Here is a 22,739-nt window from a genome sequence, read left to right on the forward strand (position 1 = left end):
TACTTGTTTATATGAAACTTAAATTATTATTATTCTGTTTTGCTTTTACACTACTAAATATTCAAGCTCAAAATATCCCATTATATGTCGGCACCTATACTAATGGGGAAAGCGAGGGTATTTACCAACTTGAATTCAATACTGAAACAGGAAGCTTAAACAACAAAAAACTGGCTATAAACATAGATAATCCTTCTTTTTTAGCTTATTCTCCAGACAAAAAATACCTGTATTCTGCAAACCAAAGTGAGGACGGGTATGTATCATCATATAAAATCAATAATGACGGTACTTTATTGCTTTTAACACGAGTTAGCAGTAATGGCGAAGGGCCTTGTCATATTTCGATAAATGAACATGGGGATAAAATTGTAGTTTCTAATTACAATGCAGGTACCGTATCTATTTACCCTATCAATAAAGATGGTAGCCTAAAAGAAGCTTCTCAGGTTTTTAATCATAATTCAGAAAATGAAAAATCACATGCGCATTCCGCTAAGTTCTCTAAAGACGATTTGTTTGTTGCCGATTTAGGCAGAAATGCTATTTATCATTATAAAATAACAGACGATAGTTATAAACTCGAATCTCCTTCTATTATTAAAATGGAAGGGAATCCTGGACCACGTCATTTTTCATTAGACAAAAAAAATAAATTCCTATATGTTATTAATGAGTACGGAGGTTCTATTACTTCAATTAAAAAAACAAAAAAAGGCTTTAAGCAAATAGATTTCGATTCTACTTTAGATGAAAATTATAAAGGCAAAAACAAGTGTGCAGACATTCATTTATCTAAAGACGGGCGCTTTTTATATGGCTCTAACCGAGGTGAAAACTCCATTGCAGTTTTTAAGCGTAATACTCGAAACGGTACTTTAGATAAAATTCAAAACATGAGTGTTCATGGGGATTGGCCTCGAAATTTCTCATTGGATCCAACGGGTAAATTCCTTTTGGTAGCCAATAAAAAGAGCAACAATATTAGTGTATTTAAGATAGATAACGAATCCGGAAAACTTACTTTTTTACACTCTATAGATTTACCTGCTCCTGTTTGTTTATTATTTTAAAATTTCTAAACAAAATAAGGTATTAATAATTAAAAAAATATAGTATCTTTGCGCCCTCATTAATAACCGAGGTCGAGAACCTCAAATAATTAATTATTATGCCAGTAAAGATTAGATTACAAAGACACGGTAAAAAAGGAAAACCTTACTACTGGATCGTAGCAGCAGATGCACGTTCAAAAAGAGATGGTAAATACCTAGAAAAATTAGGGGCTTACAATCCAAACACAAACCCAGCAACTATCGAATTAAACATCGATGGTGCGGTACAATGGTTACAGAATGGTGCACAACCAACTGATACAGCCAAAGCTATTTTATCATACAAAGGCGCTTTATTAAAAAATCACCTAGCCGGTGGTGTTAGAAAAGGGGCTTTAACTGAAGAACAAGCAGAAGAAAAATTCAATGCTTGGGTAGAAGAGAAAGCTGGAAAAGTTAGTGCAAAAGCTGATGGTTTAGCTAAAGCTGAAGCAAAAGCAAAAGCAAAAGCTCTTGAAGCTGAAAAAGCGGCTAATGAAGCTCGTATTGCTGCAGCTGCTCCTGTTGTTGAAGAGGAAGTTGCTGAAGATGAAACTCCTGCTGCTGAAGCTGAAGCTTCAAACGAAGAAGAATAAAAAAATAATTTTTTATACTTTTAAACTCCGATATTTTTTATCGGAGTTTTTTATTTAATCAAACTTATATAAGTTTGATTAAATAATTCCCACGAAGGTGGGAATCTCATAAGCTTTAAAAAAATTCCCGCCTTTGCTGGAATGACAAAAAAAATCATTTGTCAATGCGAAAAGAAGATTGTTTTTACTTAGGTAAAATTGTTAAAAAATATAGTTTTAAAGGTGAGGTTTTAGCTAAACTCGACACAGATCAGCCTGAACTTTACGAAAACCTAGATGCTATTTTTTTAAACTTGAGAAATAACCTCGTTCCTTTTTTTATTGAACGCTCACAACTTCATAAATCAGAATTATTACGTATTAAATTTGAAGATGTTGATGAAGAAGCTGATGCAGATGCGATAATGAAAAGTGATTTGTATTTGCCTCTCGATTTACTCCCTAAACTAGAAGGGAATAAATTCTATTTCCATGAAGTCATTGGGTTTACTATTGAAGATGCTAATTATGGAAAAGTAGGAACCATAAAAGCTATAAACGATTCCACTGCACAATCACTTTTTGAAATAGACAGAAATGGTATTGAAATTTTAATTCCTATGAATGACGAGTTTATCGTAAAGGTGGATAGAGGGAATAAAACTATTTTGGTTGAAACACCAGAAGGGCTAATCGACTTATATCTGTAAAGACTTAATATTAAAAAATTTAACCAACAAAATCCAATTCTTTTTTTATTAAACGTAATCCGTATTGAATATGATCCCGTTGCTTCACCAATAACCTGCAAAGTGATAAAGACAAATTAATTTCCTGAAGTAATTCATTATATTTTTCTATACATAATAGCTCAATTTTATAAACAGCATTTAGCAAATCACTATTATCGTCTAGTTGTAATAAATTGCTAAAACTTCTCATATAAAAATGGTATCGTCTTTTTGACATTATTGATTCTTCAACATCTTCACCTAACTTTTTAATTTCATTTTGCAATATTTCACTAAAATTACATCGTTCTAAACTTTTTTCTTTTAACAAGGCCTTTATATTCATCTCAGAGACTTTTTCGTATGTTTTTATATAGATTTTTTCAATAACTTTATTCATTAAAAAGATGTCATTCAACTTCACTAAAATTTTATTTTCTTTTTTCATTTTCTTCAATTAAGCCTCTGTTTTTTTTATATACGTTAGCTATAAAACAAACGGATATCTTTAACATTAATTTTAATATACTTTTATGATTTTTGCTTCATAACATCTTTTTATTTTATACTATTGCCTTAAATTTCAAACATAATGTTATGTCTAAAAAACCTTTTGTTTTTAAACAATTTTCAGTAAATCAAGAGCGATGCGCCATGAAAATTGGTACCGATAGTGTTTTACTAGGTGCTTGGACATCCGTTAAAGATAATACATTTTCAGTATTGGATATTGGTGCCGGCACTGGTATTTTATCACTTATGTTAGCACAACGAAGCCATGCGGAAGTTATTGATGCCATAGAAATTGATGACGGCGCTTATGAAGAATGTGTCGATAATTTTGAACAATCGCCTTGGGGAGACAGATTGTTTTGTTATCATGCTGCACTTGAAGAATTTGTTAATGAGATAGACGATAAATACGACCTCATCATTTCCAATCCTCCTTTTTATTCTCCCTCTCTGGCTTCGCCATCTCTCCCAGAAGGAGAGAAATTGATGTCTAACGCACGAAAAACAGCACGTTTTCAAGATGCCATGCCATTTGATCATTTAATTGAAAGTGTCTCAAAATTATTATCAGAAGACGGTATTTTTTCAGTAATTATTCCATTTAAAGAAGAAGAAAAACTAATTCATTTAGCTTCAAAACTCAATCTCATTCCAAACAAAATACTGCACATAAAAGGAACTCCAACTTCCGAAATTAAGCGAAGTTTAATTGAATTTTCTTTCTCTAAGAGCGATCTAAAAACTGACAGTTTAATTATTGAAACATCAAGACATCAATATACTGAGGATTACATAAATCTTACTAAAGATTTTTACTTAAAAATGTAATTGAATCCATATGAATTAACTAAATTTGGGCTGTAAAAATGTTGAATTATTAATAAAACAGCATTTTTATTAATAATTTGATTTTAAACACACTTAAATTTAGTCTTTATGCGACCAGACTTATTCGAAGCTCCCGATTATTACAACCTTGATGAGTTACTAACAGATGAACATAAATTAGTACGAGATGCCGCTCGTGAATGGGTAAAACGTGAGGTGTCTCCAATTATTGAAGACTACGCACAAAAAGCAGAATTTCCGACACAAATCATTAACGGCTTAGCAGAAATTGGTGCTTTTGGCCCTTATATCCCTATGGAATATGGTGGTGCAGGATTAGATCAAATTTCTTATGGTTTAATCATGCAAGAAATAGAGCGTGGTGACTCAGGTGTTAGAAGTACAGCTTCTGTTCAATCTTCATTAGTTATGTATCCTATTTGGAAATACGGGAATGAGGAACAACGCCAAAAATATTTACCAAAATTAGCCAGTGGTGAGTGGATAGGTTGTTTTGGTTTAACAGAGCCTGATCACGGCAGCAACCCTGGTGGCATGGTTACAAACTTTAAAGATATGGGAGACCATTATCTTTTAAATGGTGCCAAAATGTGGATTAGTAATGCACCATTTGCTCAAGTTGCAGTGGTATGGGCAAAAAATGAAGAAGGACGTATTCATGGGTTAATTGTTGAGCGTGGCATGGAAGGTTTTACAACCCCAGAAACTCATAATAAATGGTCACTACGTGCTTCTGCAACTGGTGAACTTATTTTTGATAATGTTAAAGTACCAAAAGAAAACTTACTTCCTAATAAATCTGGATTAGGCGCTCCCCTAGGCTGCCTAGACTCTGCGCGCTATGGTATTGCGTGGGGCGCTATTGGAGCTGCTATGGATTGCTATGATACGGCACTTCGATACAGTAAAGAACGTATGCAATTTGGAAAACCTATTGGTCAGTTTCAATTGCAACAAAAAAAATTAGCAGAAATGATTACCGAAATTACCAAAGCACAATTGCTAACTTGGAGACTTGGTGTTTTACGTAATGACAGTAAAGCAACATCTGCACAAATATCTATGGCAAAACGTAATAATGTAGACATGGCTATAAATATTGCTCGAGAAGCCAGACAAATGCTTGGAGGTATGGGTATTACAGGAGAATACAGCATTATGCGCCATTCTATGAATCTGGAGAGTGTCATTACTTATGAAGGCACACACGATATACATTTACTTATTACTGGTTTAGATATTACTGGGCTAAATGCTTTCAAATAATCATAGCTTTTTATCTTAATATATTTTACGAAAACGTTTTCTTATAAAATTATTGGAGAACTGACTTTTGACATGTTTTTAATATCATTCGCATTTTAACTTTGTTCGCGAATTTGAATACTATACAGTATTCCAACCTTTAAAATCATGCGAGAATCAAGACAAGACATTATTCAGTTTATTAACTTACAGTTAGCTTCATTAGGTCAACCAACTTTTAAAGATAAGCCAGAAAGTGCTGATAAATTTTTAGATCCAAAATTTGAAAAATCTACCAGAGCTCTTATCATGAGTCTGAGAGAGAAATCAAGATTATTGGCAGATCATCAGGCACCAGCAGACTCAAGGATTCAAAATTTTATTGACGATTATTTAAAAGATGTTTCAATAAACAAATCGTTAAAACTACCAAATAACACATTGATTTTATCAAAAAAAGGACAAGCCCGAGAGGTTAGTTTACCTCCAGATGGAAATTCTTTTAAAAGTGATTTAGTAACATCAAATCGTGTAAAACAAGGTATTTTAAATAATCCATTACATGATAAAAGAACTACAAAAGGCACCTTTCATATTGTAGAAGGAGATTTACCTGTTCCTCTTGACAAAAAAGAAGTTCCAAAAATTGCATTTGCACATTTTTTACATGCTGCTTTTAACCCTTCAGATGATTTAAAAATACTTCCTTTTACTTCTAACCAAGAAGATCAAGCAAAAACAATGGTTTCTATGTTATTAAGACCAACTGTTTGTCCTGAGGTTTCAGGAATTATTACTAAAAAATCATTAGAAGTTCGCTTTTTTGTCCCTGGTACTTTGGTGAGTAATCTTGACTTTGTAGAATCTATTTTTGGAAACGCTGGAGACCCTAATTTAGTGCATAATGACGCAGCATTAGATACTGAACATTGGACAGGTCATACAGGCTGTATCATTTTAGCTCCACAATTAAAAACCTTAAAGAAAAAAGATGTTGGGTTACCTCATTTTGATGATGCTACAGAACGTCAAAGAAAAGATGGCATGTGCTGGAAAGATGAGAATGAACTTTATAACGACGGAGGTGCTTTTAAAATTACTTGTAGGGATGATAGAGGTGTTGTAATTACTCTTATTGCAGATAATTATTACGGTTATTCAAAAAAAGAAATCAAAACACAAATAAGTTACTCTGCAAATCTATTTGGTATACTTGAAGAAGAACACGCAGGAGGTGCTATAGCGTTTGCAAGAAGAGTCATGGGTGACACTTTAGACGGTAAAGATTATTCCGAATATCATGATTTTCGTTACAACTTTGAAGACGTAAAAGAATTATTAGCCGATAGAATAGAGGTTCAGCCAGAGAATTACGCAATCGATAAGAAATACCCCAACATCATTTACATTCCTGAATTTTCGTATGTGAATATCAACACAAATAGTATTACATGGACGCATAATAATGAAAAACAAAAATTAATACTATCCCCTCATAAAACCTATGTACACCCAACCGGAAATAAATTTAGATTAGAAAAACATAAGTCAATCGATTTATGGCGAATTGTAGACACGTTTGCAGAAGGCGTTTTCTGTCATAAGCCTTGCACAGTGTCTGGTGGAGGTAAATCTGAGATTTCAAAATCTATGCAAAATGCTATCACGTATAGCCCGTTCAACATTCATAATATAGATGAAGATTTTAAAAAAGCAGATGATATTATAGAATTTGATTATTCTACACGATGGAAAATCAAAGATCCTAAAAGACCTAAGTCTAGACCCTTCTTAAGCGAAGATAGAACCTTAAGTTCTGCTGTTAAATTACTCATCCCTTCTAAAGAAAACTCAGATGAATTCAATGAATTTTTAGAGAACATCCCAGTACATATCCGTTCTTTAGTTTTATTTGTTAAACGATTATACAGGCAAGCTCATGGTGTTCTAAACTGGAAAGATTATATGTCTGTAGAAATTATTAACGGAGAAAAAGGTACAGGTCTTTTACATAACAACACTCCAGTTGTAGGTAGTTATGTGCGTATTGGGTTTAACCAAAAAGGAAATTGGATGCTAAACAAACTAAGGTCTGATTTCTCTCCAAGTGAAAAAATTCAGACTGAAGATGATATTTCAGCATCCATAACATTGCCTAGACATCTGTTTAAAAACTTAAATCCAGAATTTGATAACAAAAGTGTTAAAGTGCTTACCAACTGTGAAGCTCATTTATTCCAAAGACCCGATGAAGCTGTAGTTAGAGGTTACGATAAAAATGCTGAACTGGATATTGTTTCAGACGGTCGATTCCTAACAAACTATGAATTGTTAAAGAAAAAAGATGCGATAGCCATTTATGAAGATACCATCAATTTTGATAAATATACACAGCCCGTTAAAGATTTCATTTTAGATATTGTAAACAGTTCAAATGAGGAAGAATTGTTTGTAGTGCCTTCACATACAAGAATTATAAGTGATGGCCCAACAAAAAATCCTCGTTATTTAGAGCCAAATAGATTTGTTGAAGAAACTGAAGCAACATATCTGGCAGATATTGGCGTGCGTCTTTTTAGAAAGATAAAACCAGAAGATCCTGTAATTCATGTGGTGAATTCAGTATTACCGGGTAGAAGAAATAATCCGGTAGACAAAAAAGCAGGCATACGTCCGTTGGCCGTTTATAACCCAATTCACTATCAGGAAACACCAGAATTATTCATGGATTTTGTTTGTAGCTTAACAGGTAAATCTCCATCTACAACTGGAGCAGGTTCTGAAGGCGCATTAACAAAAGCACCATTTAATATGTTAACGCCAACAAGCGATTTAAACAATGCTTTACTATCGCACATTTTAACCGAATCTAATGGGTTTAGTACGGCTGCTGGTTATGTTGGTGCAGAAAACAAGGTAGACCATGACATCAGTTTATTAATCCCTGAAATTTGGGCTAGACTGGAACCAGAAGACAGAGATCCTAAACATCTTATCTCAAATGGTTCGCTAGAAAAGCTTGAAGATTTCGATTATAATGGTGAAACTATTTTAGCAAGCCGTTTAGGGTATAGAATTACCAAAACATTCTCATTAAGATGCTTAAATCGTATCTTCGATGAACCAACAGCTGTTTTTAACGAAAGAATGTTAAAACCAGAAATACAAGGTTTAGAAGATTATGTAGACGGTATTAAAAATATTGTTGAAGCTCAGCAAAAAGTAGCATTAAATTACTTTGAAGATGGAAGCGTTAATGCAGCGATACCGCCACTTAAAATTCTATTGCATATTATGGCTTATGGCACTTATGAAGGCAAACAGATAAGTGATCCGGAATTAAGAAAATTCTTTGATAGAGATTATGTTCTAAATAGCAATTGGTATAAAGAGCGATTGATACTAAAACAACAAAAAGATATCCGCTTTTATGATTCTCAAATCGCTTATTTAGAAGATTTCATAGCAAATCCAGATAATAGCGTTTTAGTTTCTGAAATGAATATTAAAGGGCGTTTAGAAGCTGTAAAACAGTCATATAATAATGTTAAATCCGATTCATATTTAGACAGTTTAATTGGCACTATTGGAGCTGATCCTTTATTCAGAAAGTAACATAATTCTTTAAAACAACCTTTTTAAAATGCTTCTTATATAAGAAGCATTTTTTTTAGTTCAATTTGGCATCTAATCATATATTTGCCAAAAATTAGTCTTTGAGTAAACTAACAGCTATATTTTTTGTTTTACTATATACGGTTGCCATGCTACGGCCTATTCAACCTTATGTTGAGTACGTATTGAACCAAGATTATATTGCTGAGTTTTTATGTATTAATAAAGACAAACCAGAACTTCAATGTAACGGCAAATGTCATTTAGCAAAAGAATTTGGAAAACAGCAAAGAAACGAGTCTAAATCCTTACGTGTTTCTTTAGAAAATTACCCTATCGGGTTTGTAGAAATCCTTCAAATAAAAATACTTCCATCTTTTGCCTCTTCTGAAAAAGACAAAGCATTTTCCTTTCAAAAATTATATTACTTCGATTATAATTACAGTACATTTCAGCCTCCTGATTTTAGCTAATACCCCCATTTATTAAAAGGAGTTTCTGCTCTACCTATTATTTTATAAAAACAAAAACACTATACAATGAATAAAATACTCATTGCAATGCTATGTATTGCATCAACATTAACTTTTGCCCAAGAAAAGGAAACATCAAATTTATGGTCATCTGGTAGGCCAGATGGGCACGCCCCAATATCTGTCATGGCAGACCATGTACACCATAAAAAAGAAATTATGGTTTCGTACCGTTACATGACAATGGACATGAGGCAATTAAGACAAGGGACTGATGATGCTACAAATGCCGATGCTCATGCGAATTACATGGTAGCACCTCAAGACATGATTATGAACATGCACATGCTGGGATTTATGTATGCGCCTTCAGATAAAATAACATTAATGGTTATGGCAAACTATTTAGAAAATGATATGACTTTACAAATGCGTAATGGCAATCAGTTTTCAACTAGCACAAATGGTTTTGGTGATATTTCTATAAACGCTTTATACAGTCTTTTTAATAAAAACCGAAAGGCTTTACATGCGCAAATAGGTGTTTCTATTCCTACTGGAAGCATTGAAGAAAAAAATGTACTTCCTATGTCTATGGGTAATGCTGTTCAGTTACCTTATCCTATGCAATTAGGAACTGGTTCTTTTGGCACTAAATTAGGATTGACTTATTTAGGGCAATGTGATAAACTTTCCTGGGGGCATCAATTAACAGGAATAATTAACATTAATGACAATGATCAGGATTATAAATTTGGCAATCGTTATAATTTCAACAACTGGATTGCAGCTAAAGCAGGAGACAATTTAAGTGTTTCTATTAGACTCGAAGGTATTCTTGTTGATGAAATTGACGGACAAAGCCCTGCATTAACGCCTATGATGGTTACAACTGCAGACACCGCTAACTCTGGCGAAACTTTTATTAACTCAGGTTTTGGCCTTAATTATTTAATTATCAACGGCGGCTTAAAAGGCTTACGTTTTGCTGCAGAATGTACAACGCCACTTTACCAGGATTTAAATGGTATTCAATTAAAACAGAATTACAATTTAACATTTGGAATGCAATATGCGTTTCATTAATAAAGGTTACTAGTTAAAACAATTTTCTTATATTGAATTAGTAAATAATCTATACCATTCTTAAAAGTAATGCTTCACGATTTACTAGTACAAAATATAGAAAAACATGTACAATTTTCTAATACAGAATTAGATATTATTTGTAGTTATTTTAAACCTAAAGTCATACAAAAAAAAGATTTTTTATTAACTCAAGGTAGTATCTGCAAATTTGAAGGTTTTGTATTAGAAGGTTGTTTTAGAATTTTTACTATTGATAAAAAAGGGAACGAAAGCACCCTCTATTTCGCTTCAAAAGATTGGTGGTTAATGGATATAGATAGTTTTATGCATCAAACACCATCCGATCTCAATATACAGGCATTAGAAGACAGTAAAGTACTTTTAATTAATAGATCAGATAAAACAACCTTATATAATCAACTGCCTACAATAGACAAATTATTTCGAATCATGTCTCAAAAAGCTTTAGTGGCATGGCAAAGGAGACTAATACGTAATCACACCCTAACAGCTAAAGAACGCTATCTCCATTTTATAGAAACCTATCCTGAAATCGCCCATAAACTAACCGATAAAAAAATATCTGGTTATCTAGGTATTACTCATGAATTTTTGAGTAAAATTAAAAAACTACATAAAAAAGAGTAAATAGTTTTTTACATGTTGAACTTGTTCAACTCTTTTATCATTCTCATTTAAGAAATTTGTATCCATAAAAACATAAACCTTAAATGAAAAAAGCAAAAGCACAATTAAATACTATAGCAGCACTAGTTTTTCTATTAGCTTTAAAAACTTTTTCTGCTCATGCTCAAATATCAAACGATATTACACATGAAGACGCACTAAAAATCATATTAGAAGCAAAAAAAGATGCAGAAGAAACAGATGTTTTAGTAAATATAGCAGTGGTTGACGCTGGTGCTAATTTAAAAGCATTTATAAGAATGGATGCCTCTTTTTTAGGAAGTATAGATGTTGCTATTAAAAAAGCAAAAACAGCAAGGTATTTTAACATTGACACTGGAAAACTTGGAGAATTAACACAACCCGGAGGTATAATTTACAACATAGAACATTCTAATGGCGGATTAGTAACTTTCCCAGGTGGCATACCTATTAAAAATAAAGAAGGTAAAATTATTGGTGCTATAGGTGTAAGTGGTGGTACTATAGAACAAGATAGGGCTATCGCTATTGCGGGAGCAAAAGCAATTATAGATTAATTAAACCAGAAAAACTAAAGTTATGGATAATATAAAAAAAGGAATTCTCGTAATAACATTGCTTTTATCACAGATTTGTTTAGCCCAAGTTTCAGATGAATTGATGCTTTATAGAAAAGACTTCAAAAACATTTCTGCCAATAATACCGTTACGGTTACAAGCTATAAAAAAAACGCTTCTCATTTTGTATATGCAGGTGGCTATGGCAATATTGATGTATTCAATTTAGATAAAGAAGGTACATTAACACCAATTAGTAACCATGAACTATACAAACAAAAGGGGCCTGCTAGAGGAATGGTTGCCGATAATATTGGTGGCACAGACTTCCTATTTGTAGCAAACAAATATGGAAATGTGATTGAAACTTTTAAAATTTTAAACAACGGTTCTTTAGAACGTGTTTCTCTGGTTGAGGATACAGATAAAACTCATCTTGGAACCGCTATTACGTTACAGGTTGTTCACATGAAACAATCCTCTTATCTCTTTATTGGTGGCTTAGAAGAGACACCTGGGTTAAGTTGTTTCAAAATACATAACGATGGAAAGCTTACTCATGTTCAGTCTATGAAAGACAATGATAACATCCATACCGATGGTATCATAGGGATGTTTACACATAAAATTAAAGGAAAAACCTTCTTATATACAGGTGGATTTCAAGACAACGGTGTTAGTAGTTTTAGAGTTTACGAAAATGGTAAATTCAAGAATATCAATAACATAAGTGACAATACAAAAGATAGGTACTTAACGGGTGCATACCCAGTAACAGGTGTTAAGCTAGGAGGCAATTACTATGTTATTGTTGGTCACAGGCATCACAAATATTATAAAAGAGGGAACTTTATTAAAAGGAAAGACTTTGTATATCATGGCGACGCCGTAAGCATATTTAAAGTAAACAAAAAAGGTGCTTTAGTTCCTCATTTTATTTTAAAAGATGACGAAAACACTAAGCTACAAGGGCAAACAAGAATCGAAATTATTTCTACGAACGATAAAGAAGCCATATTGGCTGTTGGCACCAGAGACGATGCCAGCATTCAATTATGTAAATTAAATGAAGAAGGTATTCTTAGTCCTATAAATCATTTAGAAACTGGTTTTTCAATTTATTACGGCTTAAAATCTCATAAAATAGGTGAAGATCATTTCCTAATTGCTGGCTCCAATAGATTTGATTTAAAAAAAGTAGCGACCTACAAGGTTTCGCCTAAAATTGACAGAAACGGAAAAGTTTTAAGGCATATGGTAAATCTAAAATATAAAGGTGATGCCACCAAACAACAAATCAATGAGGCGGTTAAAGCTTTTGAAAATCTTAAAAATAAAATTCCGGAAATAGCTGATTTTGAATGGGGAATAAATGATAGTACCGAAGGTCATAGTAAAGGTTTTACCCATTGCTTTACCTTAACATTTAAGAATGAACATGACCGGGAAATTTACCTATTTCATAAAGCACATTTGGATTTGGTAAGTAAAATTGGCCCTATAATTGGTGACGTTTTCGTGCTAGATTATTGGACAAAATAATAACGATTTTTCTGTGAATATAAATATTCTAAAAAATAAAAAATGAGTCATTTAAAAAACAAAAAAGCAATCATAACTGGCGGTGGCAGAGGACTAGGAAAAGCGACTGCACTAGCATTTGCTAAAGAAGGTATTGACATTGCTATAACAGGTAGAAATGAAAAAGTTTTAAAAGAAACCGTTTCTGAATTAGAGGTTTTTGGAATTAAGGCTATGTATTCGGTATTCGATGTTGGCAATTATGACGAAGTCAAAAGCAGTATTAAAAGTATTTTAGATACTTTAGGTTCTGTCGATATTTTAGTCAATAATGCGGGGATTGCAGCTGTTGGATCTTTTAATGATATGGAAGTTAGTCTATGGAGCCAAATTATTCAAACCAACGTTATGGGGATGTATTATGTGACCAAAGAAGTTTTACCATACTTAATAAGTAAAAATGAAGGCGATATTATTAATATTTCTTCTACAGCAGGATTAAATGGAAATGCAAACATATCTGCCTATTCCGCATCAAAATTCGCTGTTATAGGAATGTCCGAATCCTTGATGAAAGAAGTTCGTAAAAACAATATTAGGGTTTGTACATTAACACCAAGTACTATAGAATCTGATATGACGATTGAATTGGGCATTGCAAACAAAGGTTCTCAGGATAATGTTCTACAACCAGAAGATTTTGCAGAATTAATTCTTGCAGGTTTAAAACTTCCAAGAAGAGCCATGCTTAAAAGTGCAACTTTATGGTCTACAAATCCATAATTATAATTGGACTAGCAAAATGATAGCATAGAGTCATTTCTAAAATTATATGATTTTTAAAAGCGTTTCTGTATGAAACGCTTTTTTGTTTACTTTTACTTCATGTTTTCATCAAAAAAACGATTAGACCACGCTTATAAAAACGCCAAAATCATAGATTTTAATGACGACAGTAAATTTATTCTCTTTAGCGATTGCCATAGGGGAGATAATAGTTTTGCTGATGATTTTGCTAACAACAGAAATATTTACTTTCATGCGTTAAAGCATTATTATAAAGAAGGTTTTCAATATTGCGAATTAGGAGACGGTGACGAGCTTTGGGAAAACATGTCATTCACTTCTATTTTAAATGCTCATAAAAATGTGTTTATGCTTATGAAACAATTCAATAAGGAACATAAACTACACATGATTTGGGGAAACCACGATATGGTTTACAGAAACCCTAATTACGTAAAAAAGCATTTGTCTACTTATTTTGATCCTAAAGTTGGGGAAGACGTAGAACTTTTTGGAGATATTACATACAACGAAGCCATTGTTTTAAAACATTCTGAAACAAAACAAGAATTATTTTTAACCCATGGTCATCAGGCTGATTGGTGGAATTTTTTGTTTTGGAAATGGAGCCGATTTTTGGTGCGTATTCTTTGGAAACCCTTAAATGTTATGGGTATTGCAGATCCTACAAGCCCAGCTAAGAACTACAAAGAACTTATTAAAGTAGAACGTAGAACTAAAAAATGGATAAGCGAAAACAATAATTTGTTAACTATTGTAGGCCATACACACAGGCCTCGTTTTCCTGAACCAGGAGATATTGCTTTTTTTAATGATGGAAGCTGTGTTCACCCACGAAGTATTACTGGTATTGAAATTGAAAACGGTGAAATCTCATTAATCAAATGGCAAATTGCAACCAAAGACGATGGCTCCCTTCAAATTGTAAGGGTATTACTTGAAGGCCCCAGGAAGTTGATTGATTATAAAACTGAATAATACTTCTACCATTTAGCAAATGATTCAAAAACGATATGAAGGCTTTTTAAGCACGCCTTTTTTATGGAAAGGTGATATCCTTTCCAACTTAAATTCGTTTAAAATCACTTCTAAATCTGATAAAATCGATATCAATATTGATGAAAAACTACGCTTAGGGAAATACGTGGAACGATTTGTTTCTTTTGAATTAGAACAGCATAACAATATTTCCATTTTAGCTGAAAACATACAAATTCAAGACAATAAAATAACTTTAGGAGAATTAGATTGTTTATTACTTAAAAACAACAAACCCATTCATTTAGAGATTGTTTATAAATTCTACGTATACGATGCTTCCATCGGAAAAACAGAAATTGAACATTTTATTGATCCAAACAGAAAGGATTCTTTAAAAGAAAAAATCACTAAACTGGAAGATAAACAATTACCTCTTTTACATTCTAATACCTGCAAAAACTACTTAAAAACTCTTAATCTAAAATCGGAAGACATTTCCCAACAGGTCTATTTTAAAGCACAATTGTTTTTTCCATTTTCAAATCAAGATATTCAACTTAAAACACTAAATAACGATTGTATTGTCGGTTTCTATATCAACAAAAATCAATTAAACCAATTTAATGATTGTAAGTTTTACATCCCAAAAAAGAAAGATTGGTTAATAGTTCCACACACAAATGTAAAGTGGTTGAATGTCAATGAATTTAAAGTAGCCGTTAAAGCCTATTTTGAACAGCAATTTTCTCCTTTATGCTGGGTGAAATTGAAAAACGGTATATTGAAAAAAATATTCTTGGTTTGGTGGTGATTATATTTTAAGAATATTGAATAAGTATTGTTTACGCTGGGATTAAATGGTCTGTTTGAGCTCCTCTTTGAGATGGAGTAGTAAAAGGTCAACTCCAATGCCATTAAGTTAAGAGATTTTGCTCCTTTTTTGTCACATTGAGCATTATCAAAATATAAAATGTATTTTATATTGAAGATACCTAGCGAAGCTTAACAAAATGCTAATAAAAACTAAAACTCCAATAGGTCTTCGACTGCGCTCAGACTGACATTACTACCTCAATTTAATAACATTGAGCTCAACCCAACAGGGTAACACCTAAATATTTAATTTTTTAGTTACTATTTAGAGATTCCTGCCTTACTGAAATACTGAAACAAATTCAGCACATGCAAGTTCAGCACAAGTCGCAGGAATTAGTTAGTTCTCTGGCGCCAGTTCTACCTCAAGGCCTTCCATGTCTGGAGTCATTTGGATTTGACACCCTAAACGGCTATTGTCTTTAACATCAAAAGCTTCAGAAAGCATGGCTTCTTCATCGTCACTCATTTCCGGCAATTCTGTTTCGCTTAATACATAACATTGACAGGATGCACACATGGCCATACCTCCACAAACACCAATCGTGCCTTCAGGAGCTAATTCATAAGATCTTACTACTTCCATAAGATTCATTGCCATATCTGTTGGCGCAACAATATCATGAGTTACACCATCTCTATCTGTTATTTTTATATTAATGTCTTCCATTGTTAAGTTTTTATACTTTTGGTTAAAAGCATTTCACAATTCGTGCCGCAAATTTAAACTTTCTGAATTATTTAGAGACAAGTTTCTCTATTATTTTAGTAGGAATTAAAAAAAGTAAACTAAATTTCAATATTAACAACCTGTTCTATTTGAGGTGCATACTTTTTAATAGTCATTTCTACACCCGATTTTAAGGTCATTTGATTGACGCTACAACCAACGCAGGCTCCTTTTAGTTGCACTTTGACTAAATTGTCGTTTTCTATTGATAGCAAAGAAATATCTCCACCATCACTTTGTAAAAACGGACGAATCTCATCCAAGGCTTTTTCAACATTTACTTTAAGTTCTTCTGAAGTCATCTGTTATTTTTTAACTGCTGAACACCCAGCCATTGTTGTTATTTTAATTGCTTCTGTAGGCGGTAAATCATCATTTCGTCTTACAACTTCCTGTACTACATTTTGAGTTAGTTTTTCAAAAGCTTGCTCTAATGCTGTAGCTGTTTGTAAAGCTGCTGGACGACCAACATCACCTGCTTCTCTAATACTTTGCACCAAAGGTATTTCTCCTAAAAATGGCACTTCTAAATCTTCAGATAAATTTTTGGCGCCTTCTTTCCCGAAGATATAATATTTATTATCTGGCAATTCATCAGGTGTAAAATAAGCCATATTTTCTATAATTCCTAAAACAGGCACATTTATACTCTCTTGTTGAAACATAGCAACCCCTTTCTTTGCATCTGCCAATGCCACATTTTGTGGTGTACTAACAACCACAGCTCCCGTAATTGGTAACGATTGCATGATACTCAAATGAATATCACCTGTTCCCGGAGGTAAATCCAAAAGTAAAAAGTCTAATGTTCCCCAATGGGCATCAAAAATCATTTGATTTAATGCTTTAGCTGCCATTGGCCCTCTCCAAACCACTGCTTGGTTTGGTTGTGTAAAAAACCCAATAGATAATACTTTAACACCATAATTCTCTATTGGTTTCATTTTAGATTTTCCACCAATGTTTACTGCTAAAGGCTTTTCTGCTTCTACATCAAACATAATAGGGATGGATGGTCCATAAATATCGGCATCTAAAACACCTACTTTAAAGCCCATTTTCGCCAAAGTAACTGCTAAATTTGCAGTAACTGTAGACTTCCCTACACCTCCTTTACCAGATGCTACAGCTACAATATTTTGAATCCCTGGAATAGGGTTTCCTTTAATAACATTAGCTTTTGGTTTTGCAGGAGCTTCTACTTTCACATTCACTGTAATTTTAGCTTTTTCGTAAACCTGTTCATGAATTGTTTTTAAAATATCTACCTCAGTACGTTTCTTAGCTTGTAAACTAGGGTTTTTAATGGTAATATCTACAATAACTTCATCTCCAAAAGTAATCACATTTTTTACAGCACCACTTTCAACCATATTTTGTCCTTCTCCTGGTACGGTAATAGATTCTAATGCTTTTAATATATCTTGTTTATTAAGCTTCATTCCTTATTTAGATTAATTCTAATATGCAAATATACAGTGAATTGTTTAGACTTTAAAGCCATTTTATTGAAATGATTTATATGGTTATTCGGTTTATTTATGGAGATACTAATATGTAATTATTTGTAAATTTTTGACGAATTAGGAAATAATTACAATTCTTTTGAGGGATCCCAAAACACCTTTTCTAAATTCTGAATTTGGTTTTCTTTCACCTCAATGCCTTCACTTTCTAGTAATTGTTGCATCAGGTTTGTTCCATCAAAGTGATGCTTACCTGTTAATAAGCCTTTTCTATTTACAACGCGATGTGCAGGTACATCTTTTCCTCCTGAGCCATTCATGGCATAACCAACCATACGAGCACTTCTAGCTGCTCCTAAATAGTTAGCAATGGCTCCATAACTTGTAACTCTGCCATAGGGGATTAGTTTAGCAACTTCGTAAACTTTGTCAAAGAAGTTTAAGGTTTCTGGTTTCATAGCTTACATTTCCTTGATAATATTAATGAGTGTAATAATTGAAATAACACCCGTAATTCCTCCAATAACATAGTTCATGTTTTTTTGAGAAGTAAACGATTTTCCTTTTATTTTATCAAAAAAGAAAATATACATATATAGCATAACAAAAGTTCCCATAGCAGCACCAGCTACATAGGATATTATACTTGTTTGACCAAAAGACATCCACCCAAAAGATGCCAATGTGATGGTCATATATGCTTGATAAGGAATAGGAAATACATTTATTGCAGAAAGAAACATCCCCTGAAAAAACCGACTATGCTTACTACGACGCATTTTAGTCTCAATTTGTTGTTTTGGTTTTGATTTAGCAATAAGTAAAAAGTAAACGGTTATTAACACAAAAATAACAAATGCAACACGCTGTAAAACATCTACGACTTCTACATGTTTGCTTAAGTATCGTGCAAAAACAGTGGCAAGATATGTTTGAAGCAAAACAACAACACAAACGCCTATAGAAAACATAATTCCTCTTACATGCCCTTCTTTTAAACTTACTTTAGCAGCCGTCATATTTAACAAGCCAGGAGGAATAACTCCAATTAATGCTATAAATAAACCTAAAATAAAGATAAGAGTTATATTCACTAATGTTTAATTTTAAACCGAATATACGTAATTGGTTTGTTTTGTTCTAAATATTGCGATTCATAGAATGTTTGAATGCTGGTAACCTCTTCTGGGCTTCCTTCTTGTTTGTAAACATTATGATTAGCATAAAGCACCTCATGTCCCGCGCCATGCAACAAACCAAGTGTATACCCATGCATAAACTCACTATCTGTTTTTAGGTTAACAACACCCTCTTCTTTCAATATTTTTTTATAACGCTTTAAAAACGTTTCATTAGTCATTCTATGTTTAGTACGCTTATATTTTATTTGAGGATCTGGAAAGGTTATCCAAATTTCGTCTACTTCATTTTCTGCAAAAACATAGTCTATCAATTCTATTTGGGTTCTTATAAAAGCAACATTTGGAATCTCCTCTTCAATGGCTGTTTTAGCACCTCTCCAGAAACGTGCCCCTTTGATATCTATTCCTATAAAATTTTTATTTGGATACTTTTTTGCCAGTGCTACAGAATATTCTCCTTTTCCACAACCTAGCTCTAACACTAATGGGTTTTCATTTTTAAATACGGATGTTCTCCAATGACCTTTTAACTCATACGATTCATTAACCAACTCTTCTCTGGATGGCTGAAACACGTTTGAAAAGGTTTCGTTCTCTTTAAATCTTTTGAGCTTATTTTTACTTCCCACTATTGTTTAAAATTTTTCTCTGGTTTTATAATTTTCAAAAGTAAGACAGAGAGCACCTATTATAAAATTTTTAAGTTAACAATTACTTATTATTTTGAATAGATTTGGTAAAATTAAGGAAATATACGAAAGTGTTTATATGCTTATCTTTGATTTTACTAAAAACTGGAATAAGAACTAGTAGCAACATCCTTTTTTAAATTGGTCTATTGTTTAAATTAAAAAAGACATAGTAGTAAACCCGCCTTTTGTAAAGCCAAAGGCTGGCTATATTTAACAGATGAAAAAACGAATTTTAGTCGCTCCTTTAAATTGGGGTTTAGGACATGCCACAAGAAGTATTCCTATTATTTATGAATTAATAAAGTATGGCTTTGAACCCATTATTGCCAGTGATGGAGTTGCTTTAACTCTTTTACAAAAAGAATTCCCAAAGCTATCGTCTATAGAATTACCTTCCTATAATATTACATACGCTAAAAAGGGAAAGCATTTTAAATTAAAACTTATTAAGGATTCTCCAAAACTCATTCAAGCTATTAAAGCTGAAAAAAAAGTGACGAAGTTTATTGTAGAAACTCATGGTATTAAAGGTATTATTTCTGATAACCGACTTGGGGTTTATAGTAAAAAAGTACCATCTGTTTTTATAACGCATCAACTAAACGTTCTAACAGGAAGCACCACATGGCTAAGCACAAAAATGCATCAAAAAATCATAAAGAAATTTAATGTATGTTGGGTGCCTGACACAGAAGAAGATATTAATCTAAGTGGCAAACTCGGACATATTAATAATTTTGAAATCCCTACAGAATATATTGGGCCTTTGAGTAGGTTCGAAAATAAACACTTAAACATTGAAAATGATTTAATGGTATTACTTTCTGGCCCTGAACCTCAACGGACATTACTTGAAGACATTCTTTTTTCAGAATTAAAGAATTATACTGGAAAAGTCGTTTTTGTTAAGGGTACTATGGAAAAGGAACAGACTATACAAATTAAAGGGAATATGACTATTTACAATTTTATGACCTCTAATTTATTAGAAAAAACCATCAATCAGAGTAAATTAATCTTATCAAGGTCTGGTTATACAACCATCATGGATTTAGCTAAGCTTAATAAAAAAGCTTTTTTTATACCTACTCCCGGACAATTTGAACAAGAATATTTAGCAAAAAGATTAACAGATTTAGAATTAGTTCCGAGTTGTAATCAAAAAGACTTTACATTAGACAAATTAAAAAACACTGCTGGTTTTAAAGGTTTAAAGGCTTTTGATTATAATGTAAACTTCAAAAAACTATTCAATCTTTTCGAGTGTGAATGAAAACTCACTACCTACACCAAACTCACTCTCTACATATATTTTTTCCTCATGAGCTTCAATAATATGTTTTACAATAGAAAGCCCTAACCCAGAACCTCCTTCTTTACGGGAACCACTTTTATCCACTCTATAAAAACGTTCAAACAAACGAGGAAGGTGCCTTTTTTCAATACCTTCTCCATTATCAGTAACACGAACAATAACTTTGTTTTTTATTAAATTTTCTATACTGATCTCTGTAGTTCCTTTTTCTCTTCCGTATTTTAAAGAGTTTACAATTAGGTTTGCTAATACTTGCTGGATACGCTCTTTATCTGCTTTAACTAAAATTAATTTGCTATAATCCGTATCAAAGGTAAGTGTAATTCTTTTTTTGCTAGCTTTCATCTCCAACATCTCAAATACATTTTCAACTAACTCAACAATATCAAATTCCTCTATATTTAAACTTAAATCACCAACTTCTAATTTAGTAATCATATCTAAGTCTTTGATAATATAACCTAAGCGCTCAATACCTTTACTGGCTCTCCCCAGATACTTTTCTAACAATTTTTTGTCATTCATAGCACCATCCAACAATGTAAGGATATACCCTTGCACTGTAAATAATGGTGTCTTTAATTCGTGGGATACATTACCTAAGAACTCCTTTCTATACTTTTCACGAACTTTTAGAGTTTCAATTTCTAGCTTTTTATCTCGGGCAAACTTATCAATCTCTTGAGTCAGGGTACGCATATCTGTCGTTATAGGCCCTTTATTTAAACTAGCAGACTCCAGAAGTGTTAAGTCATCATATATTCTTTTAACACGTCTGTATATAAAACGTTCTACACTAAATTGAATTACTAAAAAGGAAAAGATATAGGCACTTACTGAAAAAGCAAGGACATAAAACCACTTAATCTCATATAAATAGTATAAAAAAACACTCATTAAGAGCGTTGTATATAAGGTTATATATAATGCCGTTTTTATGGCAAACTTATACGATCTTTTAAATTTTGCTTGCATCATTCTACAAACTTGTAGCCTACTCCTTTTATGGTTTTAAAACTAGTATCTCCTAGTTTTTCTCTTAATTTACGAATGTGTACATCGATTGTTCTTCCTCCAACAACAACCTCATTGCCCCAAACTGCGTCAAGAATTTCATCTCTTTTAAAAACCTTTCCCGGTTTTGAAGCCAATAAAGATAGTAATTCAAATTCTTTTCTGGGTAAAATAATTTCTTCTCCTTTAGAAATAATCTTATACTCATCTCTATTTATTACCAAACTTCCTATTTTAACGGTATCAGAAACATCTTCCTCTTTAAAACGCCTTAAAAGCGCTTTTACTTTACTAACCAATACTTTTGGTTTTATTGGTTTCGTTATATAATCATCTGCACCAGCATCAAAACCGGCTACTTGAGAATAATCCTCTCCTCTTGCTGTTAAAAAAGTAATAATACTATTCTTTAAATCTGGGCTTTTTCGAATTAACTCACAAGCTTCAATACCATCCATCTCAGGCATCATAACATCTAGAATGATTAATTGTGGAAGCTCTTTTTTTGCTTTTTTAACACCTTCATAACCATTTTCAGCAGTAATAACCTGGTATCCCTCACTCGACAAATTGTACCCAACTATCTCTAAAATATCTGGTTCATCATCTACTAATAGTATCTTAATATCATTCTTTTTCATACTTAAATAATAAATTATATTTATTTCTTAGAGTAAAGATAAAACTAAATAGTACTGTTTTATTGGTATTCCAAAATTAATAACATTTACGTAACGGACAAGTTACAGTAATTTAAACTTTCGACCAAATAACGAAATCTTTAACA

General features: G+C 32.5%; 24 protein-coding genes. 15 read left to right on the forward strand and 9 right to left on the reverse strand.

The genetic code is table 11. From position 1 onward, the window contains the following. The first annotated feature begins 11 nt into the window (after positions 1-11). The 3 genes from Q4Q34_RS05055 (at position 12) to rimM (ending at position 2,379) form a co-directional block, all read left to right on the forward strand. On the forward strand, positions 12-1,073 hold the full coding sequence (locus tag Q4Q34_RS05055) for a lactonase family protein (protein WP_303318824.1): 1,062 nt from the start codon (positions 12-14) through the stop codon (positions 1,071-1,073). 98 nt (positions 1,074-1,171) lie between these two features. Beyond that, on the forward strand, positions 1,172-1,690 hold the full coding sequence (locus tag Q4Q34_RS05060) for a 30S ribosomal protein S16 (RefSeq protein WP_303318825.1): 519 nt from the start codon (positions 1,172-1,174) through the stop codon (positions 1,688-1,690). Positions 1,691-1,854: 164 nt separating this feature from the next. Further along, positions 1,855-2,379, forward strand: a complete 525-nt coding sequence (gene rimM, locus Q4Q34_RS05065; RefSeq protein ID WP_303318826.1) for a ribosome maturation factor RimM — start codon at positions 1,855-1,857, stop codon at positions 2,377-2,379. A 19-nt stretch (positions 2,380-2,398) separates the two neighbouring features. Here the strand turns inward: rimM and Q4Q34_RS05070 are convergent, their stop codons facing one another. Further along, positions 2,399-2,848: a DUF2383 domain-containing protein gene (locus Q4Q34_RS05070; protein ID WP_303318827.1), complete on the reverse strand. Its 450-nt coding sequence runs from the start codon at positions 2,846-2,848 to the stop codon at positions 2,399-2,401. A gap of 149 nt (positions 2,849-2,997) precedes the next feature. Here Q4Q34_RS05070 and Q4Q34_RS05075 point away from each other — a divergent pair, with 149 nt between their 5' ends. From Q4Q34_RS05075 to Q4Q34_RS05125, 11 genes are all read left to right on the forward strand, one after another. After that, positions 2,998-3,741 carry a tRNA1(Val) (adenine(37)-N6)-methyltransferase gene (locus Q4Q34_RS05075; protein WP_303318828.1) on the forward strand — a complete coding sequence of 248 codons (744 nt, stop codon included), beginning with the start codon at positions 2,998-3,000 and terminating at the stop codon, positions 3,739-3,741. Positions 3,742-3,849: 108 nt separating this feature from the next. After that, a complete protein-coding gene (locus Q4Q34_RS05080; protein ID WP_303318829.1) occupies positions 3,850-5,028 on the forward strand; it encodes an acyl-CoA dehydrogenase family protein in 1,179 nt (392 codons plus the stop codon). A gap of 147 nt (positions 5,029-5,175) precedes the next feature. Continuing rightward, positions 5,176-8,622, forward strand: a complete 3,447-nt coding sequence (locus Q4Q34_RS05085; protein ID WP_303318830.1) for a hypothetical protein — start codon at positions 5,176-5,178, stop codon at positions 8,620-8,622. A gap of 101 nt (positions 8,623-8,723) precedes the next feature. Then, positions 8,724-9,095, forward strand: coding sequence for a hypothetical protein (locus Q4Q34_RS05090; protein WP_303318831.1), 372 nt, complete (start codon positions 8,724-8,726; stop codon positions 9,093-9,095). 66 nt (positions 9,096-9,161) lie between these two features. Beyond that, complete coding sequence (locus Q4Q34_RS05095) at positions 9,162-10,181, forward strand: transporter (RefSeq protein WP_303318832.1); 1,020 nt, start codon at positions 9,162-9,164, stop codon at positions 10,179-10,181. Positions 10,182-10,250: 69 nt separating this feature from the next. Continuing rightward, positions 10,251-10,832, forward strand: a complete 582-nt coding sequence (locus tag Q4Q34_RS05100) for a Crp/Fnr family transcriptional regulator (protein WP_303318833.1) — start codon at positions 10,251-10,253, stop codon at positions 10,830-10,832. Positions 10,833-10,915: 83 nt separating this feature from the next. Further along, positions 10,916-11,410 (forward strand): GlcG/HbpS family heme-binding protein, encoded by a 495-nt coding sequence (locus tag Q4Q34_RS05105; protein ID WP_303318834.1) that lies wholly within the window; start codon positions 10,916-10,918, stop codon positions 11,408-11,410. A gap of 22 nt (positions 11,411-11,432) precedes the next feature. Then, positions 11,433-12,953, forward strand: coding sequence for a Dabb family protein (locus Q4Q34_RS05110; protein WP_303318835.1), 1,521 nt, complete (start codon positions 11,433-11,435; stop codon positions 12,951-12,953). Between the two features lie 42 nt (positions 12,954-12,995). Further along, positions 12,996-13,715 (forward strand): 3-ketoacyl-ACP reductase, encoded by a 720-nt coding sequence (locus tag Q4Q34_RS05115; RefSeq protein WP_303318836.1) that lies wholly within the window; start codon positions 12,996-12,998, stop codon positions 13,713-13,715. Positions 13,716-13,787: 72 nt separating this feature from the next. Further along, on the forward strand, positions 13,788-14,717 hold the full coding sequence (locus Q4Q34_RS05120; RefSeq protein WP_303318837.1) for a metallophosphoesterase family protein: 930 nt from the start codon (positions 13,788-13,790) through the stop codon (positions 14,715-14,717). 19 nt (positions 14,718-14,736) lie between these two features. After that, positions 14,737-15,531, forward strand: coding sequence for a DUF1853 family protein (locus tag Q4Q34_RS05125; protein WP_303318838.1), 795 nt, complete (start codon positions 14,737-14,739; stop codon positions 15,529-15,531). A 402-nt stretch (positions 15,532-15,933) separates the two neighbouring features. Here the strand turns inward: Q4Q34_RS05125 and Q4Q34_RS05130 are convergent, their stop codons facing one another. From Q4Q34_RS05130 to trmB, 6 genes are all read right to left on the reverse strand, one after another. Then, a complete protein-coding gene (locus tag Q4Q34_RS05130) occupies positions 15,934-16,263 on the reverse strand; it encodes a 2Fe-2S iron-sulfur cluster-binding family protein (RefSeq protein WP_303318839.1) in 330 nt (109 codons plus the stop codon). A gap of 119 nt (positions 16,264-16,382) precedes the next feature. Further along, on the reverse strand, positions 16,383-16,625 hold the full coding sequence (locus Q4Q34_RS05135; RefSeq protein WP_135876846.1) for a NifU family protein: 243 nt from the start codon (positions 16,623-16,625) through the stop codon (positions 16,383-16,385). A 3-nt stretch (positions 16,626-16,628) separates the two neighbouring features. Continuing rightward, positions 16,629-17,765: an Mrp/NBP35 family ATP-binding protein gene (locus Q4Q34_RS05140; RefSeq protein WP_303318840.1), complete on the reverse strand. Its 1,137-nt coding sequence runs from the start codon at positions 17,763-17,765 to the stop codon at positions 16,629-16,631. Between the two features lie 152 nt (positions 17,766-17,917). Continuing rightward, entirely contained in the window at positions 17,918-18,247 is a 330-nt protein-coding gene (locus tag Q4Q34_RS05145) for an MGMT family protein (RefSeq protein WP_303318841.1), read from the reverse strand. 3 nt (positions 18,248-18,250) lie between these two features. Beyond that, entirely contained in the window at positions 18,251-18,883 is a 633-nt protein-coding gene (locus tag Q4Q34_RS05150) for a LysE family transporter (protein WP_303318842.1), read from the reverse strand. Next, complete coding sequence (trmB, locus tag Q4Q34_RS05155) at positions 18,883-19,560, reverse strand: tRNA (guanosine(46)-N7)-methyltransferase TrmB (protein WP_303318843.1); 678 nt, start codon at positions 19,558-19,560, stop codon at positions 18,883-18,885. Before trmB ends, Q4Q34_RS05150 begins: the two co-directional genes overlap by 1 nt. Positions 19,561-19,840: 280 nt before the next feature. Here trmB and Q4Q34_RS05160 point away from each other — a divergent pair, with 280 nt between their 5' ends. Beyond that, positions 19,841-20,896: a glycosyltransferase gene (locus Q4Q34_RS05160; RefSeq protein ID WP_303318844.1), complete on the forward strand. Its 1,056-nt coding sequence runs from the start codon at positions 19,841-19,843 to the stop codon at positions 20,894-20,896. Here Q4Q34_RS05160 and Q4Q34_RS05165 read toward each other — a convergent pair. Together Q4Q34_RS05165 and Q4Q34_RS05170 are read right to left on the reverse strand one after the other, a co-directional pair. Beyond that, a complete protein-coding gene (locus Q4Q34_RS05165; RefSeq protein ID WP_303318948.1) occupies positions 20,870-21,913 on the reverse strand; it encodes a sensor histidine kinase in 1,044 nt (347 codons plus the stop codon). The two genes, Q4Q34_RS05160 and Q4Q34_RS05165, sit on opposite strands and share 27 nt — an antisense overlap. Further along, on the reverse strand, positions 21,913-22,593 hold the full coding sequence (locus Q4Q34_RS05170; protein ID WP_303318845.1) for a response regulator transcription factor: 681 nt from the start codon (positions 22,591-22,593) through the stop codon (positions 21,913-21,915). Before Q4Q34_RS05170 ends, Q4Q34_RS05165 begins: the two co-directional genes overlap by 1 nt. Positions 22,594-22,739 lie beyond the last annotated feature (146 nt).

The organism is Flavivirga abyssicola (assembly GCF_030540775.2).
Lineage (GTDB): Bacteria > Bacteroidota > Bacteroidia > Flavobacteriales > Flavobacteriaceae > Flavivirga > Flavivirga abyssicola.

Bases quoted from the DNA above. Each gene is read 5' to 3' on its own strand.
- Q4Q34_RS05055 (WP_303318824.1), top strand. From the start codon at position 12: ATGAAACTTAAATTATTATTATTCTGTTTTGCTTTTACACTACTAAAT.
- Q4Q34_RS05060 (WP_303318825.1), top strand. From the start codon at position 1,172: ATGCCAGTAAAGATTAGATTACAAAGACACGGTAAAAAAGGAAAACCT.
- rimM (WP_303318826.1), top strand. From the start codon at position 1,855: ATGCGAAAAGAAGATTGTTTTTACTTAGGTAAAATTGTTAAAAAATAT.
- Q4Q34_RS05070 (WP_303318827.1), bottom strand. From the start codon at position 2,848: ATGAAAAAAGAAAATAAAATTTTAGTGAAGTTGAATGACATCTTTTTA.
- Q4Q34_RS05075 (WP_303318828.1), top strand. From the start codon at position 2,998: ATGTCTAAAAAACCTTTTGTTTTTAAACAATTTTCAGTAAATCAAGAG.
- Q4Q34_RS05080 (WP_303318829.1), top strand. From the start codon at position 3,850: ATGCGACCAGACTTATTCGAAGCTCCCGATTATTACAACCTTGATGAG.
- Q4Q34_RS05085 (WP_303318830.1), top strand. From the start codon at position 5,176: ATGCGAGAATCAAGACAAGACATTATTCAGTTTATTAACTTACAGTTA.
- Q4Q34_RS05095 (WP_303318832.1), top strand. From the start codon at position 9,162: ATGAATAAAATACTCATTGCAATGCTATGTATTGCATCAACATTAACT.
- Q4Q34_RS05100 (WP_303318833.1), top strand. From the start codon at position 10,251: ATGCTTCACGATTTACTAGTACAAAATATAGAAAAACATGTACAATTT.
- Q4Q34_RS05105 (WP_303318834.1), top strand. From the start codon at position 10,916: ATGAAAAAAGCAAAAGCACAATTAAATACTATAGCAGCACTAGTTTTT.
- Q4Q34_RS05110 (WP_303318835.1), top strand. From the start codon at position 11,433: ATGGATAATATAAAAAAAGGAATTCTCGTAATAACATTGCTTTTATCA.
- Q4Q34_RS05115 (WP_303318836.1), top strand. From the start codon at position 12,996: ATGAGTCATTTAAAAAACAAAAAAGCAATCATAACTGGCGGTGGCAGA.
- Q4Q34_RS05120 (WP_303318837.1), top strand. From the start codon at position 13,788: ATGAAACGCTTTTTTGTTTACTTTTACTTCATGTTTTCATCAAAAAAA.
- Q4Q34_RS05125 (WP_303318838.1), top strand. From the start codon at position 14,737: ATGATTCAAAAACGATATGAAGGCTTTTTAAGCACGCCTTTTTTATGG.
- Q4Q34_RS05130 (WP_303318839.1), bottom strand. From the start codon at position 16,263: ATGGAAGACATTAATATAAAAATAACAGATAGAGATGGTGTAACTCAT.
- Q4Q34_RS05135 (WP_135876846.1), bottom strand. From the start codon at position 16,625: ATGACTTCAGAAGAACTTAAAGTAAATGTTGAAAAAGCCTTGGATGAG.
- Q4Q34_RS05140 (WP_303318840.1), bottom strand. From the start codon at position 17,765: ATGAAGCTTAATAAACAAGATATATTAAAAGCATTAGAATCTATTACC.
- Q4Q34_RS05145 (WP_303318841.1), bottom strand. From the start codon at position 18,247: ATGAAACCAGAAACCTTAAACTTCTTTGACAAAGTTTACGAAGTTGCT.
- Q4Q34_RS05160 (WP_303318844.1), top strand. From the start codon at position 19,841: ATGAAAAAACGAATTTTAGTCGCTCCTTTAAATTGGGGTTTAGGACAT.
- Q4Q34_RS05165 (WP_303318948.1), bottom strand. From the start codon at position 21,913: ATGCAAGCAAAATTTAAAAGATCGTATAAGTTTGCCATAAAAACGGCA.
- Q4Q34_RS05170 (WP_303318845.1), bottom strand. From the start codon at position 22,593: ATGAAAAAGAATGATATTAAGATACTATTAGTAGATGATGAACCAGAT.